This window comes from Craterilacuibacter sp. RT1T, assembly GCF_023502145.1.
In the GTDB taxonomy this organism is placed as follows: Bacteria; Pseudomonadota; Gammaproteobacteria; order Burkholderiales; family Chromobacteriaceae; genus Craterilacuibacter.
Genome location: NZ_JAMFLI010000008.1, coordinates 11,707 through 27,940 on the forward strand (window position 1 = coordinate 11,707; position 16,234 = coordinate 27,940).

15 protein-coding genes are annotated in these 16,234 nt (G+C 61.2%); 3 read left to right on the forward strand and 12 right to left on the reverse strand.

The annotated features are described in order from the left end of the window. Positions 1–76: 76 nt before the first annotated feature. The 12 genes from ftsW to gatC all read right to left on the reverse strand — a co-directional run bounded on the left by ftsW (position 77) and on the right by gatC (position 13,542). Entirely contained in the window at positions 77–1,234 is a 1,158-nt protein-coding gene (gene ftsW / locus M3P88_RS12110; RefSeq protein ID WP_249616271.1) for a putative lipid II flippase FtsW, read from the reverse strand. Beyond that, positions 1,231–2,592: a UDP-N-acetylmuramoyl-L-alanine--D-glutamate ligase gene (murD, locus tag M3P88_RS12115; protein ID WP_249616272.1), complete on the reverse strand. Its 1,362-nt coding sequence runs from the start codon at positions 2,590–2,592 to the stop codon at positions 1,231–1,233. The genes ftsW and murD overlap by 4 nt, the downstream gene beginning before the upstream one ends. A gap of 3 nt (positions 2,593–2,595) precedes the next feature. After that, positions 2,596–3,681: a phospho-N-acetylmuramoyl-pentapeptide-transferase gene (mraY, locus tag M3P88_RS12120; RefSeq protein WP_249616273.1), complete on the reverse strand. Its 1,086-nt coding sequence runs from the start codon at positions 3,679–3,681 to the stop codon at positions 2,596–2,598. After that, positions 3,682–5,049: a UDP-N-acetylmuramoyl-tripeptide--D-alanyl-D-alanine ligase gene (locus M3P88_RS12125; protein ID WP_249616274.1), complete on the reverse strand. Its 1,368-nt coding sequence runs from the start codon at positions 5,047–5,049 to the stop codon at positions 3,682–3,684. Then, the gene (locus M3P88_RS12130; RefSeq protein WP_249616275.1) at positions 5,033–6,523 is read right to left on the reverse strand and encodes a UDP-N-acetylmuramoyl-L-alanyl-D-glutamate--2,6-diaminopimelate ligase; all 1,491 of its coding nucleotides are present in this window, start codon (positions 6,521–6,523) and stop codon (positions 5,033–5,035) included. Before M3P88_RS12130 ends, M3P88_RS12125 begins: the two co-directional genes overlap by 17 nt. Continuing rightward, positions 6,520–8,271, reverse strand: coding sequence for a peptidoglycan D,D-transpeptidase FtsI family protein (locus M3P88_RS12135; RefSeq protein ID WP_249616276.1), 1,752 nt, complete (start codon positions 8,269–8,271; stop codon positions 6,520–6,522). Before M3P88_RS12135 ends, M3P88_RS12130 begins: the two co-directional genes overlap by 4 nt. Further along, positions 8,271–8,543: a cell division protein FtsL gene (gene ftsL, locus M3P88_RS12140; RefSeq protein WP_249616277.1), complete on the reverse strand. Its 273-nt coding sequence runs from the start codon at positions 8,541–8,543 to the stop codon at positions 8,271–8,273. Before ftsL ends, M3P88_RS12135 begins: the two co-directional genes overlap by 1 nt. After that, positions 8,540–9,502, reverse strand: a complete 963-nt coding sequence (gene rsmH / locus M3P88_RS12145; protein ID WP_249616278.1) for a 16S rRNA (cytosine(1402)-N(4))-methyltransferase RsmH — start codon at positions 9,500–9,502, stop codon at positions 8,540–8,542. Before rsmH ends, ftsL begins: the two co-directional genes overlap by 4 nt. After that, positions 9,499–9,945, reverse strand: coding sequence for a division/cell wall cluster transcriptional repressor MraZ (mraZ, locus tag M3P88_RS12150; protein WP_249616279.1), 447 nt, complete (start codon positions 9,943–9,945; stop codon positions 9,499–9,501). The genes rsmH and mraZ overlap by 4 nt, the downstream gene beginning before the upstream one ends. Positions 9,946–10,234: 289 nt before the next feature. Beyond that, positions 10,235–11,662: an Asp-tRNA(Asn)/Glu-tRNA(Gln) amidotransferase subunit GatB gene (gene gatB / locus M3P88_RS12155; RefSeq protein WP_249616280.1), complete on the reverse strand. Its 1,428-nt coding sequence runs from the start codon at positions 11,660–11,662 to the stop codon at positions 10,235–10,237. A gap of 70 nt (positions 11,663–11,732) precedes the next feature. Further along, positions 11,733–13,184 carry an Asp-tRNA(Asn)/Glu-tRNA(Gln) amidotransferase subunit GatA gene (gene gatA, locus M3P88_RS12160; protein ID WP_249616281.1) on the reverse strand — a complete coding sequence of 484 codons (1,452 nt, stop codon included), beginning with the start codon at positions 13,182–13,184 and terminating at the stop codon, positions 11,733–11,735. 70 nt (positions 13,185–13,254) lie between these two features. Next, positions 13,255–13,542: an Asp-tRNA(Asn)/Glu-tRNA(Gln) amidotransferase subunit GatC gene (gene gatC, locus M3P88_RS12165; RefSeq protein WP_249616282.1), complete on the reverse strand. Its 288-nt coding sequence runs from the start codon at positions 13,540–13,542 to the stop codon at positions 13,255–13,257. Positions 13,543–13,736: 194 nt separating this feature from the next. Here gatC and M3P88_RS12170 point away from each other — a divergent pair, with 194 nt between their 5' ends. Genes M3P88_RS12170 through mreD form a run of 3 tightly spaced genes read left to right on the forward strand, consistent with a single transcriptional unit; the run spans position 13,737 to position 16,222 of the window. Further along, positions 13,737–14,780 (forward strand): rod shape-determining protein, encoded by a 1,044-nt coding sequence (locus M3P88_RS12170; RefSeq protein WP_124734905.1) that lies wholly within the window; start codon positions 13,737–13,739, stop codon positions 14,778–14,780. 47 nt (positions 14,781–14,827) lie between these two features. Beyond that, positions 14,828–15,715, forward strand: a complete 888-nt coding sequence (gene mreC / locus M3P88_RS12175; protein ID WP_249616283.1) for a rod shape-determining protein MreC — start codon at positions 14,828–14,830, stop codon at positions 15,713–15,715. A gap of 6 nt (positions 15,716–15,721) precedes the next feature. Then, a complete protein-coding gene (mreD, locus tag M3P88_RS12180; protein WP_249616284.1) occupies positions 15,722–16,222 on the forward strand; it encodes a rod shape-determining protein MreD in 501 nt (166 codons plus the stop codon). Positions 16,223–16,234: the final 12 nt, after the last annotated feature.

The following is a 16,234-nucleotide window of genomic DNA, read 5'->3' on the forward strand; positions in this document are numbered from 1 at the left end:
GGGAGGAGACTCCCTACTCCCTACTCCCTACTCCCTACTCCCTACTCCCTACTCCCTACTCCCTACCCCGCCCCAATCACGCCTTGTAGCCGCGAATGACGCGTCTGTTTTCGTAATCGACCCTGAGCAGCACCGCCAGCGCGATGGTATTCATCAGCATGGCCGAGCCGCCGAAAGACATCAGCGGCAGGGTCAGCCCCTTGGTTGGCAACATGCCCATATTCACGCCGATATTGAAAAAGGTCTGGATACCCAGCCAGATACCGACGCCCTGTGCCACCAGCGACGGGTAATAACGTTCCTGCTTCTTGGCCGTCATGCCGATCTGAAAAGCGCGCACCACAATCCAGGCATACAGCCCAATCACCACGCAGATGCCGACAAAGCCAAACTCTTCGGCGATGACCGCCATAATAAAGTCGGTATGCGCCTCGGGCAGGTAGAACAATTTTTCTACACTGGCACCCAGACCGACGCCGAACCACTCGCCGCGGCCGAAAGCAATCAGGCTGTGGCTTAACTGGTAGCCCTTGCCATAAGGGTCATCCCACGGGTCCATAAAACCGGTCACCCGCTTTAAGCGGTAAGGCGACAGCACAATCATCGACACGACCGCCAGCACGGCTGCCAGTGCCATGCCGGCAAAAATGCGGATATTGATGCCGGCCAGAAACAAAATGGCCATGGCAATCACCATCACCACCATCAGTGCGCCAAAGTCCGGCTCCAGGAGCAGCAGGCCAGCCACGACCACCATCACACCGAACATGGGCACAAAACCCTGCCAGAAGCTGTGCAGCTTGTGCGCCTTGCGTACGGTGTAGTCGGACACATAAATAATGGCCGCCAGCTTCATCACTTCCGATGGCTGCAGATTCACCACAAACAGGTTGATCCAGCGGCGCGAACCGTTGACCACCCGGCCGATGCCCGGTATCAGGACCAGTACCAGCAACACCAGTGCCAGCAAGAAAAATTTGCCCGCGTATTTCTGCCAGATGCTGCTCGGCACCTGGAAAGCAACAAAACCGGCCGCCAGCGCCACCACCATAAAGATGGAATGGCGCACAAGATAGAAGCTCTGGCTTTGCGTCGCCGCATCGGCTTCGGCATAAGCAATGGAGGCCGAGTACACCATGACCAGACTGATGGACAAAAGCAGCGCCACCGCCCACATCAAGGCCTCATCCAGCACCGTGACCGTCTGATAGCGCTCACGCGAGCTCTCTATCATGCGCCGCGCTCCGCCTTGACGCAGGCGACCGTGTCGACAAACACCTGGGCGCGGTGGGCATAATTTTTAAACATATCGAGGCTGGCACAGGCCGGCGACAGCAACACCGCATCGCCCGGGCAAGCCAGCGCCGTCGCCTGGCGCGTGGCCTCTTCCAGCGTGGCGCAGTCATGCAGCGCCACACCACTGGCCGCCAGCGCCGCACGCAGCGCCGGCGCGTCGCGTCCGATCAGCAAGACCGCACGGCAGATGCGCGCAACAGCAGGGGCCAAAGGCGAAAAATCCTGCCCCTTGCCATCACCACCGGCAATCAGGACGACCGGTTGCGTCATGCCGTTCAGCGCCGCTTCGGTGGCGCCAACATTGGTGCCTTTGGAGTCGTCGATAAACAGCACGCCGGAAAATTCGCTGATTTTTTCTACCCGGTGCGCCAAACCGTGAAAACTTTTTAGGCCGGCAAGCAAGGCGCTACGCGCCAAACCGGCGGCCTCACAGAGCGCCAGCGCCGAGAGCGCATTGGCTGCATTGTGCAGGCCGGTGAGCTGCATGTCGGCAAAGTCCAGCAGCGGCTCGCCAGCGGCACACAGGCGGTAATGCGTGCCATCCTGCTGCAAAGCATAATCGGCGCGGCCATCCTGCAGCGAGAACCAGCGCACCGCCCTGCCCTCGCGCCGCATGGCGCGGCAAAATACATCGTCGCGGTTCAACACCTGCACGCCTGCGCCGCTAAAAATCGCGCTCTTGCTGTGCGCGTAGTCGAGCAGGTCGTGGTAGCGGTCAAGATGGTCTTCGGAAATATTCAGTACCGTCGCCGCGTCGGCGGCGAGGCTACGGGTGATCTCCAGCTGGAAGCTGGACAATTCGACCACCCAGATGTCGGGTGCGCGCCCCTGGCGCTGGGCCAGTGCATCCAGTACCGGCAGGCCGATATTGCCGGCCACCACGGTGTCAAGACCTGCGCTCGCGCACAGATGGCCAACCAGACTCGTGACCGTGGTTTTGCCGTTGGAGCCGGTAATGGCGATGACTTTCGCGCCGCTGCCGGCAATGGCACGCGCCCACAGCTCGACGTCACCCACCACCTCGCCCCCTTTTGCCTGATACGCAGCAATGGCGGGGTGGCGACTGGAGACGCCCGGGCTCATCACCACCATATCGGCATCGGCAAAGGTCGCTGTGGAAAACGCCCCCAGGCGCAGACCGGCGTCCGGCAGCGCCGCCGCAAGTGCCGCGCGTTGCGGCGGGGCCTCGCGGCTATCGGCCACCGTGACCCGTGCGCCCTGTGCGGCACAGTAACGCGCGGCAGACAGGCCCGAATCGCCCAGGCCGACAACAATGATATGGCGGTCGCGCAACATGGCTTATCTCAGTTTCAGCGTGGAGAGGCCGGCGAGCACCAGCATCATGGTCACAATCCAGAAGCGCACCACCACCTGCGTTTCTTTCCAGCCCTTCAGTTCATAGTGGTGATGCAAGGGCGCCATGCGGAACACGCGCTTGCCGGTCAGCTTGAAACTGCCGACCTGTATCATCACCGACAGCGCTTCCACTACAAACAGGCCGCCCATGATAAACAGCACCACTTCCTGGCGCACGATCACCGCGACCGTGCCCAGCGCCGCGCCCAATGCCAAAGCACCGACGTCCCCCATAAACACCTGGGCCGGATAGGCGTTGAACCACAAGAATCCCAGACAGGCACCACAAATCGCCGCACAGAACACCACCACCTCATGCGCACCCGGCACGAAAGGCATGCCCAGATACTTGGCGAACACCGCATGGCCGGCTACATAGCCGAATACCGCAAGGCCCCCAGCCACCAGCACGATAGGCATGGCCGCCAGACCATCAAGACCATCGGTCAGATTGACCGCATTGCTGGTGCCGACAATCACCAGATAGGTCAGCACGCAAAAACCGATGGCACCCAAGGGGTAAGCTACATGCTTGAAGAACGGCATGATGAAGGTGACCGTGGCCGGCAATTGCGCAGTCGTCAGCAGGAAAATACCGGCGGCGATGGCGATACTGGACTGCCACACCATCTTGAAACGTGCCGATACGCCTTTCGGGTCCTTGTACACCACCTTGCGCCAGTCGTCGTAAAAGCCCAGCGCGCCGGTACCAAAGGTCACCCCCAACAGCAGCCATACATATTTGTTCGACAGGTCAGCCCACAATAAGGTGGTGACCCCGATGGACAGCAGAATCAGCGTACCGCCCATAGTCGGGGTGCCGGTCTTGACCAGATGGGTCTGCGGGCCGTCGGAGCGCACCGCCTGGCCGACCTTGAGTGCGGTCAGCTTGCGGATCACCCATGGCCCCAACAACAGGGAAATGCCGAGCGACGTCAGCGCCGCCATCACCGCACGCAGCGTGACATAGTTGAAAACATTAAAGGCGCGGACGTACTCGCCGAACCACTCTGCCAGCCATAACAGCACTTAAAACCCCTTTACATTCTTGTTATTGTTGGCCGAAAGCGCCGCGACCACGCGCTCCATGCGCATAAAACGCGAGCCCTTGACCAGCACGGTGCCGTTCTGATCCAGCGTCGCGTCCAGATACGCCAGCAGCGCATCGATATCGTCAAACGCCTGAGCCCCCTCGCCAAAGGCCGCTACCGCATGGCGCGACAATTCGCCCAGCGTCAGCAAAGCCTCGATGCCTGCCGCGCGCGCGGCCGCGCCTACTTCGCCGTGCAGGGCCGGTGCATCCTCGCCCAGCTCGCCAATGTCGCCCATCACAAAGATGCGCGGCGCGGGGTAGCCGGCCAGCACACGAATGCCGGCCTTCATCGAGTCGGGGTTGGCGTTATAGCTGTCGTCGATCAGGCGCGCGCCGCAAGCGGCACGCCCCAGCTGCAAACGCCCTTTAACCCCGCCAAAGGCGGCAAGGCCGGCGGCAATGGCAGGCAAAGGAACGTCCAGCATTAAAGCCAGCGCCGTGGCCGCCAAGGCGTTGCGCACATTGTGCTCTCCGGCCGCCGGCAGATCGATGACCGCCTCGCCTTGCGGCGTCAGCAGGGTAAAGCGGCTGGATTCCACCCCCAGCACCACGTCGCGCGCACCAATATCGGCATCGGCAAGGCCGAACGACAGGGTATGGCGGCCGGCGGCCGCCTCGCGGAACAGGCTGCAGTTTGCGTCATCGGCATTCACGATGGCCGTGCCGTCATCGCCCAGCCCCTGGAAAATCTCGGCCTTGGCGCGCGCCACTTCCAGCGTGGAGCCGAAATGGCCGATATGGGCACGCATGGCATTATTAACCAGCGCCACTTCCGGCCGCGCCAGACGCGTCAGATAAGACAGCTCGCCGGCATGATTCATCCCCAGTTCGAGCACCGCATAACGGTGGGCCGGCGTCAGCCCCAACAAGGTCAGCGGCAGGCCGATATCGTTATTGAAATTGCCGGCGGTCGCATGCACGGCGGCTTCGCCGGCGTAGCTGCGCAAAATGGCGGCGACCATTTCCTTGACCGTGGTCTTGCCGTTGGAGCCGGTAATGGCAATGCGCCGCGCCGGCAACTGTGCCGCCCACGCGCCAGCGAGTTGCCCCAGCGCCAGACGGGTGTCGGGCACTTGAATAAGCGCGGCACCAGGCAGGACAAAGTCCTCGCGCACCATGGCGCAAGCGCCCTTGGCTACGACCTCGGCGACAAAATCATGCGCATCGAAGCGCTCGCCTTCGAGCGCGACAAACAAGTCGCCCGGCCCGGCCGCGCGGCTATCGGTCACCACACGCAAGACGCGCTGATCATCCCCAATCAATACACCGCCGGCGAGGCGGGCCGCTTCAGACAGCATCAGCATGCGCTTGTCCCCACACCGTCAGTGCGTCTTCTGCTACGCGAAAATCGGAGAAGGCATGCTTGACGCCCATTACATCCTGATATTCCTCATGCCCCTTGCCGGCGATCAGCACGATGTCACCGGCGCGCGCCTGCGCCACCGCCCAGGCAATGGCTTGGGCGCGGTCGATTTCGATATGGCCGGGCGAGCGCATGCCGGCCACAATGTCGTCCAGAATCCCTTGCGGGTCTTCGGTGCGCGGATTATCGCTGGTCACCACTGCCACATCGGCTACGCGCTCGGCGATGGCCCCCATCATCGGACGCTTGCCACTGTCGCGATCACCGCCGCAGCCGAACACCACAAACAGGCGCGAGCCTTGCGGGCGGATTTCTGCCAGCGTAGTGGCGGCCTTGTCCAGCGCATCCGGCGTATGGGCGTAATCGACCACAATCAGCGGCTCGTGCTCGCCGCCTACGCGCTGCATGCGCCCGCGTGCCGGCTTGATCCGGCCCAGCACATCGCAGGCATCGGCCAGGCTGACGCCGCCGGCACACAGAGTGGCAAGACAGGCCAGCATATTCGACGCATTAAAACGCCCCAATAGCGGCGAACGTATTTCACCCTCGCCCCATGGCGTGGTCACGCGCATCTGCAGGCCGTCAAGATTGGCGGCCAGCGACAGCGGGCGCACATCGCCCTGCTCCAGCCCAAAGCAGATCACGCGGGTACGCGCCGCATCGATGCCGGCAGCCAGCTCGCGACCGAACTCGTCGTCGGCATTGATCACCGCATGCTTCAGACCCGGCCAGTGGAACAGGCGCGCCTTGGACGCGCCATAGGCCGCCATCGAGCCGTGATAATCGAGGTGGTCACGCGTCAGGTTGGTAAACACGGCGGTGTCAAACTCGACACCATTGACGCGAAACTGATCGAGGCCATGACTGGAGACTTCCATGGTCACCACATTCGCCCCCTGGCGCTGGTACTCGGCCAGACGCTGCTGCACTGTCACCGGGTCAGGCGTGGTATGGGTGGTTTCAGTCAGCTCGCCATAAAAACCATTGCCGACGGTGCCGATCAGTGCGGCCTTCTGCCCCAGCAGACTGTAAGCCTGCGCCAGCCAATGCGAAATCGAGGTTTTGCCATTGGTGCCGGTAATGCCGACCACGCTTAGCGCACGGCTAGGCAAGCCATAGGCGTAAGCCGCCACCATGCCAGCGCGTTCGCGCAGTGCCGGCACCGCCAGGTTGGGCACAGCCCATTCGTCTTTCCACACAAAACCGTCGGCCGGATCCCACAGCACGGCCGATGCGCCGCGCGCCAAGGCGTCAGCAATATAGTTGCGTCCGTCGGCATACTCGCCACGGCAGGCAAGGAATACATCGCCCGCGCCCACACGGCGGCTATCGGTTTCAACCCGGGTCAGCTGGATGCCGGACCCGGCCAGTGCCGCCGGATCCCAGTCCGGCAGCGGTGTCAGCAAGCTATTCATGTTTCTTCTCGTATTTCCGGAATCTGGTTGACCGGTATCAGCGTGTTATTGGCCGGCGCATCGGGCTCGACGCCCAGCACCCGCAAGCCCCCCCCCATCACGGCGGAAAAAGCCGGGCCGGCGACGGTGCCGCCGTAATAACTGCCCCCCTTGGGCTCATCCACCATGACCGCCACAATCAGGCGCGGCCGGGTTGCCGGTGCAAAACCGACAAACAGGCCGATATGCTTGTCCGCCGCATAGCGGCCATCCACCAGCTTGCGCGCGGTGCCCGACTTGCCGCCAACATTGAAGCCCAGCACTTGGGCGCGTACGCCGGTACCGCCGATCTCGGTCACTCTGGTCATCATGTCGCGCATTTTTTGCGCAGTATCCGGCGTGATCACCTGCTGGCCCGCCGGCGGTGCCGGCACGCGGCTAAACGACACCGGCAGTAAATGGCCATCGGCGGTAAACACCGTATAGGCCCGCGCCAGTTGCAGCAGGCTGACCGATACCCCATAGCCGAAAGACATGGTGGCCTGTTCGAACGGGCGCCAGTTTTTCCATGCCCGCAAACGCCCGCTGACCTCGCCGGGGAAGCCGGCACGCGGATTGCGGCCGAAACCGACCGCGTCATACATGGTCCACATCTGTTCCGGCGGGAACAGCAGCGCCATCTTGGAGGTGCCGACGTTGCTCGACTTCTGGATCACTTCGGTGACCGTCATCACCGGTTTGGGATGCGTGTCACGCACCGTGCCCGAGCCGACCTTATAGGTATGGGTGTCCATCACCGTAGTCGGCTTGACCTTGCCGCTTTCTATCGCCATGGCGACCGGAAACGGCTTCATGGTCGAGCCCGGCTCAAACATATCGATCACCGCGCGATTGCGGCGCATTTCCGGGTCCAGACGCATGCGGTTATTCGGGTTGAACGACGGATAATTGGCCAGCGCCAGAATCTCGCCGGTCTTGCCGTCCAGCACCACAATGCCACCGGCCTTGGCCTTATTCACCTCGACTGCGTTTTTCAGCTCGCGGTAGGCCAGATACTGGATACGGCGGTCGATCGACAAGGTCATGGTCTGACCGTCCTTGGGCGGCTCGATCGCGGCCAAATCGTCGATGATGTAACCGCGGCGGTCGCGCAGCACCACCCGTTTGCCATGCTTGCCCGACAACATGGTGTCGCGTGCCAGCTCCAGCCCTTCCTGCCCCTTGCCGTCTACACCGGTAAAACCGACGATATGCGACAGCATCTCCCCTGCCGGGTAATAGCGGCGGAATTCCTGCTGTTTGGCCACGCCGGGAATACCCAGCTCCATCACGGCATTGGCCTGCTCCGGACTGATCTGGCGTTTGAGATAGACAAATTCGCGTTTCTTGTCGGCCAGCCGGCTGCGAATTTCAGCGGCCGGCACTTCCAGCAAGCGCGCCAGCTGAGATAGCTGGGCTTCGCTCACCTCAGGCATACCGGCAGGACTGGCCCAGATGGTCTGCACCGGCGTGCTGATGGCTAGCGGCTCGCCATTACGATCGGCAATCACACCGCGGGTCGCCTCCAGCGTCATGGCGCGGCGAAAACGCGCATCGCCCTGGTTCTGCAGGAAATCCTGCTGGGCAACCTGCAGATACAGCGCGCGCAACAGCAGCAGCAAGAATAGAAAGCCCAAACCGCCCAGCACCACCGACACCCGTCCCGGCGCGATGCGCATGGCGGGCTTGGATGCGGCACGGTCATGCAGCGAATAGGCACGGGGCGACATCACTGCCCTCCCTTGCCGAAGACAACCTGTATTTCACGCGGCTCGGGCGCATGCATGCCCAGGCGCTCGGACGAGACTTTCTCGATCAGCGCCTGCGCCCCCCAAGTACTTTGTTCCAGCAGCAGCTGGCCATACTCAACGCCATACATCTTGGTCTGCTTCTGTTCTTTTTCCAGCTCGCTATACAGCTTGCGCGCCATATGCTGCGAGCTCACCACCGACATGGCACACAACACCAGCACCAGCAGCAAAATGGCGTTCAAGCGATTCACGCATCGCGCTCCGGCCAGGGCGTTGCCGTACGCAGCGCAGTGCGCATGATGGCGCTACGCGAGCGCGGATTTTCGGCAATCTCGTCGCTGCTGGCACGCACCGGCTTGCCGATAATCTTCAACGGCGCCTCGCCGATATCGACCGCCCGCACCGCCACCCAGGCAGGCAGCTTATCGGCGGTCGCCGCATCGCGCATAAACAGTTTGACGATACGGTCTTCCAGCGAATGGAAACTGATCACCGCCAGACGCCCGCCCTCGGCCAATACCCGGCCAGATTGTGGCAACACGCGGTTCAGCTCTTCCAGTTCGCCATTGATATGGATGCGGATGGCCTGGAAGGTTCGCGTCGCGGGGTCCTGGCCCGGTTCGCGAGAATGGACGTTTTTCGCGACGAGCAAGGCGAGCTCACGCGTCGTCGTGAGGGGAGACTCATCCCTTTGCGCAACAATGGCTGCTGCGATCTTGCGAGCAAACCGCTCTTCACCATAAGTTTTGATGACCTCCCTGATTTCGGTTTCATCGGCACTGGCCAGCCACTGGGCGGCGGTAAGGCCGCGGCTGGTATCCATGCGCATGTCCAGCGGCGCATCGAAGCGGAAACTGAAACCGCGCCGGCCATCGTCTATCTGCGGCGAGGAAACGCCCAGATCCATCAATACGCCATCGACGGCAGCAATATTCAGCCGGGCAAGCTCGCGCTCCAGCGTCTCAAAGCCCTCGTGCACGATGGTAAAACGGCTGTCCTGCTGCGCCAGCTGTTCCGCTTCGCGGATGGCTTCGGGATCCTTGTCAAAAGCAATCAAACGGCCGTCAGGGCCGAGCTTGGACAGAATCAGCCGGCTGTGCCCACCGCGCCCGAAGGTACAGTCGACATAAACGCCATCCGGGCGGACGGCAAGCGCGTCGACAGCTTCGGCAAGCAGCACCGTGCGGTGCGTAAATACGGTTTGGGTCACAACGTAAAATCTCCAAGATGCTGGGCAAGGTCCGCCGGATTCATATCCAGCGCCTCGCGGGTCTGTTCTTCCCACTTGGCCGCATCCCACAACTCAAAGCGGTTACCCATGCCGACCAGCGTCACACCCTTATCCAGCTGGACCAGGGCACGCAGGTGGGCGGGCAGCAAAATGCGGCCTGCACTATCCATTTCGACCGGTTCGGCATGACCGAGCACCAGACGCTGATAGCGCTGCAATACGGGGTTGCCTGCCGGCATGGCAAGCAGGCGGGCTTCAACTGTGCGCCAGTTCTGTTCCGGGTAGAGCAATAAGAAACGCGCAGAATCCAGGGTCAACATCAGGCGCTTGCCAAAAGCGGACAACAAGGCCTCGCGATGCCGGGCAGGAATCGCCAGACGTCCCTTATTGTCCAGCGACAGGCAGCTGACACCATTGATCATGCTTACGCTTACTCCTTGGCATTCGATGCCGGTTTTGCCCCACTTTTCCCCACTTTACCCCACCTTCCGCCACTATAAAGACTACAGACGGAAACGGTCAATATCACCTTCAAGTAATTCACCTTTTGCGACAATGACTTAGGCAATGTTTGTCCTACTATTTTCTTATCGAATCAGGGAGTTAAAACAGGGACATTCAATAAAGTATTAACAACAAGAGCGGCGCACACAAAACAATAGCGGCCAGATAGTGATCACTCACCATCTGGCCGCTTAAAAGGCAAAACAATCAGGCTAACTTCTGGCGCAGGATTTCCTGTACCTGGGCAGGATTGGCCTTGCCTTTGGAAGCTTTCATCACCTGCCCTGCCAGCGCATTCAGTGCTTTTTCCTTGCCGGCGCGGAACTCCTCCACCGCCTTGGGGTTAGCCGCCAAGGCGTCGTCCACCATTTTCTCGATGGCACCGGCATCGGACACCTGCTTCAGGCCGTCGCGTTCGATAATGGCATCGACCGACAGCTCGCTAGTCCACAAGGCCTCGAATACCTGCTTGGCCAGCTTGCTGGACAGGGTGTTGTCGCTAATACGCCGCACCAGCTCGGACAAGCGTGCCGCCGAAATAGGGCAATCGGCAATGGCCAGGCCTTCCTTGTTCAGGCGCGCGGCAATTTCACCATTGACCCAGTTCGCCGCCAGCTTGCCTTCGCCGGTCGCCTGAGCGACCGCTTCAAAGTAAGCCGCCAGCTCACGGCTGGAGGTCAGCAAGGCCGCGTCATAGGCCGATACCGCGAACGCCTCGACAAAGCGTGCCTTCATCGCCCCCGGCAACTCCGGCATCTCGCCGCGCACGCGTTCGATCTGTTCTTCGCTCAGGCAGATCGGCAGCAGGTCCGGATCGGGGAAGTAGCGGTAATCATGCGCGTCTTCCTTGCTGCGCATCATGCGCGTCTCGCCCGAGTCCGGATCGAACAGCACCGTGCCCTGCACGATGCGCCCGCCGTCTTCCAGTGTATCGATCTGCCACTGGATCTCGTACTCGATCGCCTGTTGCAAGAAGCGGAAGGAGTTGAGGTTCTTGATTTCGCGCCGCGTACCCAGCTCGGTCTGGCCTTGCGGGCGCACCGAGACGTTGGCATCCACGCGGAAGCTGCCTTCCTGCATATTGCCGTCGCAAATACCCAGCCAGGTCACCAGCGTATGCAGGGCGCGGGCATAGGCGACCGCCTCGTCGGCCGAGCACATGTCCGGCTCGGATACCACTTCCAGCAAAGGCGTGCCGGCACGGTTCAGGTCGATGCCGCTCATGCCGACAAATTCTTCATGCAAGCTCTTGCCGGCATCTTCTTCCAGATGCGCGCGCGTCACCCGTACCCGCTTTTCGCTGTCGCCGACCTGAATGGCCAGCGTACCCGGCCCGACGATGGGGTGATCCATCTGGCTGATCTGGTAGCCCTTGGGCAAATCGGGGTAGAAGTAATTTTTGCGCGCAAACACATTCTTGCGGTTGATCTGGGCATCCAGCGCCAGACCCAGGCGAATGGCTTTTTCCACCGCCGCCTTATTCATGACCGGCAATACGCCGGGAAAGGCCAGTTCGACCACCGAAGCCTGCGTATTCGGCTCGGCACCGAAAGCCGTGCTGGAGCCGGAGAAAATCTTGGAGACGGTGTTGAGCTGCACATGCACCTCAAGACCGATAACGACTTCCCATTTCATCTTGTCTTTATCCCTTTATGCGGTCGCGACCAGCGCCCAAGCGGGCACCCGCCGCGACACGGCTATCATTTCACAGGGCCGGCACGCGCTGGTGCCAGTCGGTCGCCTGCTGGAACTGGTGCGCCACATTCAGCATCTTGGCTTCGGCGAAGTAGTTGCCGATGATCTGCAAGCCGACCGGGCGGCCATTGTCGGCAAAACCGGCCGGCACACTCATCGCCGGCAAACCGGCCAGATTGACCGACAGGGTGTAGATATCAGACAGATACATCTGCACCGGGTCACCGGACTTCTCGCCGATATTGAAGGCGGCAGTCGGCGCCACCGGCCCCAGAATCACATCGCAATCGCCAAAGGCGGCGGTGAAGTCATTGGCAATCAGGCGGCGTATCTTCTGCGCCTTGAGATAGTAGGCATCGTAATAGCCGTGGCTCAGTACATAGCTGCCGACCATGATGCGGCGCTTGACCTCGCTGCCAAAGCCTTCGGCACGGGTCTTCTCGTACATCTCGACCAGATCCTTGTACTCGGTCGCGCGGTGCCCGTAGCGCACACCGTCATAGCGCGACAGGTTGGCCGATGCTTCAGCCGGCGCAATCACGTAATAAGCCGGTATCGACAACTCGGTATTGGGCAGGGACACGTCCACTACGCTGGCACCCAGCTTTTTCAGCTCGGCCACCGCCGCGCTAATCACCCGCGCCACATCGGCCGACAGGCCTTCGGCGAAATACTCGCGCGGCAGGCCGACCTTAAGCCCGGCCAAGGGCTGGTTCAGTTCACGGCTGTAGTCTTCTTTGGCGCGCTCGAGACTGGTCGAATCGCGCGCATCAAAGCCCGCCATGACATTAAGCATCAGCGCGCAGTCTTCGGCGGTCTGTGCCAGCGGGCCACCCTGATCCAGCGAGCTGGCGTAAGCCACCATGCCGTAACGGCTGACGACGCCATAAGTCGGCTTGATGCCGCTAATACCGCAATGGCTGGCCGGCTGACGGATGGAGCCGCCGGTATCGGTGCCGGTCGCCACCGGCGTCATGCGCGCGGCAACGGCAGCCGCCGAACCGCCCGAACTGCCGCCCGGAATCGCCGCCAGATCCCACGGGTTTTTGACTGCACCGTAGTAGCTGTTTTCATTGGACGAGCCCATGGCAAACTCGTCCATATTGGTGCGCCCCAGGGACACCATGCCGGCGGCGTCGCACTGCTCGATCACATTGGCGCTATAAGGCGCGATGAAATTGTCGAGCATTTTGGAGCCGCAACTGGTCTTCCAGCCCTGCTGGCAGAAGATGTCCTTATGCGCGACCGGCACACCGACCAAGGCGCCGGCATCCCCGCCGGCGCGGCGTGCATCAGCCGCCTGCGCGGCGGCCAGGGTTTTTTCACGGTCAACGGTAATGAAGGCATTGAGCGCAGGGTTCAATGCCTCGATACGGTCGAGATAGGCGGCAGCAAGCTCGACGGCAGACACTTTTTTGTCTGCCAGCTGCTGCGACAATTGCTTGAGCGTGGCTTGAATCATGTCTTTTTCTAAATCCGGTTAGCATGCATGGCGCACAGGCCATGCGGATCAGACGGCTTTTCGCCTGCGTTTATTCGATCACCTTGGGCACAAGGAACAGGCCCTTTTCCACCAGCGGTGCAACCGCCTGATAAGCATCACGGTGGTTGGTCTCGGTCACGGCATCCTCGCGCAGACGCAGACTGACATCCTGCGGGTGGGCCATAGGCTCGATGCCGTCGGTGTTCACGGCCTGCATCTTCTCGATCAGGCCAAAAATATTATTAAGCTGCGCGCCAACCGCCTCGATTTCCGCTTCGGTCACTGCAATGCGGGAAAGCTGGGCGATACGCGCGACGTCCTGATGCGTCAGCGACATGGCAACCTCGGTCAAAGTCTTTAATTTTTCAAGCGTAATAGGGTATCATAGGCGGTTAGTTTCACCCAAGATCGACGGCGGCGCGGGGCAGTGGAAAATACGCCGGAATAGCAACCCGCCCCTCCGCCTTCGGCATATACAGAATTCATGGGTGCGCCGACACAGGCGTGCCCACACAGATTGCAGGATGACCCATGTTTCGCTCCCTGACCGGCTATTTCTCCAACGATCTCGCCATTGACCTTGGCACCGCCAACACGCTGATCTACATGCGTGGCAAAGGCATCGTACTGGACGAACCTTCCGTTGTGGCCATCCACAGCGACGCGCCCACCAATAAAAAATCCATCCTCGCCGTCGGCATCGAAGCCAAGCGCATGCTGGGCCGTACACCAGGCAGCATCCAAGCAATCCGCCCGATGAAGGATGGCGTAATCGCCGACTTCACCGTGACCGAGCAGATGCTCAAGCAGTTCATCAAAAAAGTGGCACCGAGCCGCTTCTTCTCGGCCAGCCCGCGCATCGTGATCTGCGTGCCTTGCGGCTCGACTCAGGTTGAGCGCCGCGCAATCAAGGATTCGGCACTGGCCGCCGGTGCGCGCCGTGTCGAGCTGATCGAAGAGCCGATGGCGGCCGCCATCGGTGCCGGCCTGCCGGTGGAAGAGCCGACCGGCTCCATGGTGGTGGATATCGGCGGCGGCACCACCGAAGTCGGTGTGATCAGCCTGGGCGGCGTGGTGTACTCCAACTCGGTACGCGTGGGTGGCGACAAATTCGACGAAGCCATCATCAACTACATCCGCCGCAACTACGGCATGCTGATTGGTGAAACCACCGCCGAAGAAATCAAGAAAACCATAGGTTCGGCCTTCCCCGGCGCCGAAGTGCGCGAAATGGAAGTCAAGGGCCGCAATCTGGCCGAAGGCATCCCGCGCGCCTTTACCGTGTCCAGCAACGAGATTCTCGAAGCGCTGACCGAGCCTTTGAACCAGATTGTCTCCGCGGTCAAAATCGCACTGGAACAGACTCCGCCGGAACTGGGCGCCGATATCGCCGACAAGGGTATGGTGCTGACCGGTGGCGGCGCGCTGCTAAAAGACATTGACCGCCTGCTGGCCGAAGAAACCGGCCTGCCTGTGTTCGTCGCCGAAGAGCCACTGACCTGCGTGGTGCGCGGTTCGGGCAAGGCGCTGGACAAGATGGACAAGCACGGCACTATTTTTACCAGCGTACCCTGAGCGAAGCCGGAACAGGGCGCACTCGCTGAGCGCGCCCGCCTTGCCCTATGGAATTTTCCAATACGCCCAGCTTTTTCCATCACGGACCTTCACCGGCGACGCGTCTTGCCATCAGTGTCACCCTGTCTCTCGCCCTGCTGGTCGGCGACAGCCAGTTCGGCCTGATGGAACGCAGCCGCGAAGGGCTGTCGGTCGTGCTTTATCCGCTGCAACAGGCTGTCAATCTGCCTCTGTCAGCGGCACGCCATGTCGGAGATTTTTTTGTCCGTCAGGCCGAGCTCAAAACGGAAAATGACGCACTGAAAAACCGCCAGCTGGCACTCGCGGCGCAAATCGTGCGTCTGCAAGCGGCCGAGCGTGATCTGAACGAGCTCAAAAACACCAATCAGCTGCGCATCAGCCGTAACGACCAGGGCCAAATCGCCGAGGTGCTCTACACCGGACGCGACCCGTTCTCGCACAAGATCATTATCGACAAGGGCGAAGATGCAGGCTTGGCCAACGGCCAGCCCGTCATCGACGAGGCAGGACTGATCGGCCAGATTACCCGGGTACAGCCGCTGTCAGCCGAAGTCACGCTGATTACCGACAAGCACCAGATGGTACCGGTCATGATCCAGCGCACCGGCGTACGTGCCATTCTGTATGGCTACGGTGGCGGCGTAGAAGTACGCTATCTGCCGCCGGCCGCCGATATTCGTGCCGGCGACCTGCTGCAAACGTCGGGTATAGACGGCCTGTACCCGTCCGGCCTGCCGGTCGCCCGGGTCAGCGCTGTCGAGCGCAGTTCGGGTGCATCCTTTGCCCGCATTACCAGTAAACCATTAGGCGGTATCGATCACGGCCGCTTTGTACTGGCGTTACCGGTACGCGCCGTGCCGGCGGTGATACAACCTGCCTCGGCACCGGCCACCGCCACACCGCCTCCAGGATAATGCCGCATGTCGCTTGACCACCCGCAAGAACTGCTCAAACCAGTCAGTCTGCGTCTGATCTATCTGAGCTTTGCGCTGGCCATCATGGCCGAACTGATTCCGCTGCCGGTCGGCTCCACGCGCTGGATGCCCGATTTTATCGGCTTGCTGCTGATTTACTGGGCGATCAACCAACCGCGTCTGGTCGGTGTTGGCACCGGTTTTACCATCGGGCTGATTGCCGACATTGCCACCGCCGGTCTGTTCGGCCAGCATGCGCTGGCCTACTCCATCAGCTGCTATCTGGCACAGATGCGCCAGCGTCAACTGGTGATGTTCAACCTGGGCCAGCAATCGCTGGTCGTGCTCGCACTCTTGCTGACCAACCAGATCATTATGGTGCTGGCACGCATGGCCACGGGTGCCGCTTTTGTCGGCTGGCATTATTTCCTGCCGCCACTGATCGGTGCCTTGCTCTGGCCCTTGCTGACCAAGGTTCTGCTCGCCCCTTACCGCCAGAAGCACTAGGTTACGCGCCAC

Coding starts and splice junctions, on each gene's coding strand:
- gatC (WP_249616282.1), bottom strand. CDS start 13,542: ATGTCGCTGACGCATCAGGACGTCGCGCGTATCGCCCAGCTTTCCCGC.
- murD (WP_249616272.1), bottom strand. CDS start 2,592: ATGTTGCGCGACCGCCATATCATTGTTGTCGGCCTGGGCGATTCGGGC.
- mreD (WP_249616284.1), top strand. CDS start 15,722: ATGTCGCTTGACCACCCGCAAGAACTGCTCAAACCAGTCAGTCTGCGT.
- ftsW (WP_249616271.1), bottom strand. CDS start 1,234: ATGATAGAGAGCTCGCGTGAGCGCTATCAGACGGTCACGGTGCTGGAT.
- mraZ (WP_249616279.1), bottom strand. CDS start 9,945: ATGATCAATGGTGTCAGCTGCCTGTCGCTGGACAATAAGGGACGTCTG.
- M3P88_RS12135 (WP_249616276.1), bottom strand. CDS start 8,271: ATGTCGCCCCGTGCCTATTCGCTGCATGACCGTGCCGCATCCAAGCCC.
- gatA (WP_249616281.1), bottom strand. CDS start 13,184: ATGATTCAAGCCACGCTCAAGCAATTGTCGCAGCAGCTGGCAGACAAA.
- M3P88_RS12170 (WP_124734905.1), top strand. CDS start 13,737: ATGTTTCGCTCCCTGACCGGCTATTTCTCCAACGATCTCGCCATTGAC.
- M3P88_RS12130 (WP_249616275.1), bottom strand. CDS start 6,523: ATGAATAGCTTGCTGACACCGCTGCCGGACTGGGATCCGGCGGCACTG.
- gatB (WP_249616280.1), bottom strand. CDS start 11,662: ATGAAATGGGAAGTCGTTATCGGTCTTGAGGTGCATGTGCAGCTCAAC.
- M3P88_RS12125 (WP_249616274.1), bottom strand. CDS start 5,049: ATGCTGATGCTGTCTGAAGCGGCCCGCCTCGCCGGCGGTGTATTGATT.
- mreC (WP_249616283.1), top strand. CDS start 14,828: ATGGAATTTTCCAATACGCCCAGCTTTTTCCATCACGGACCTTCACCG.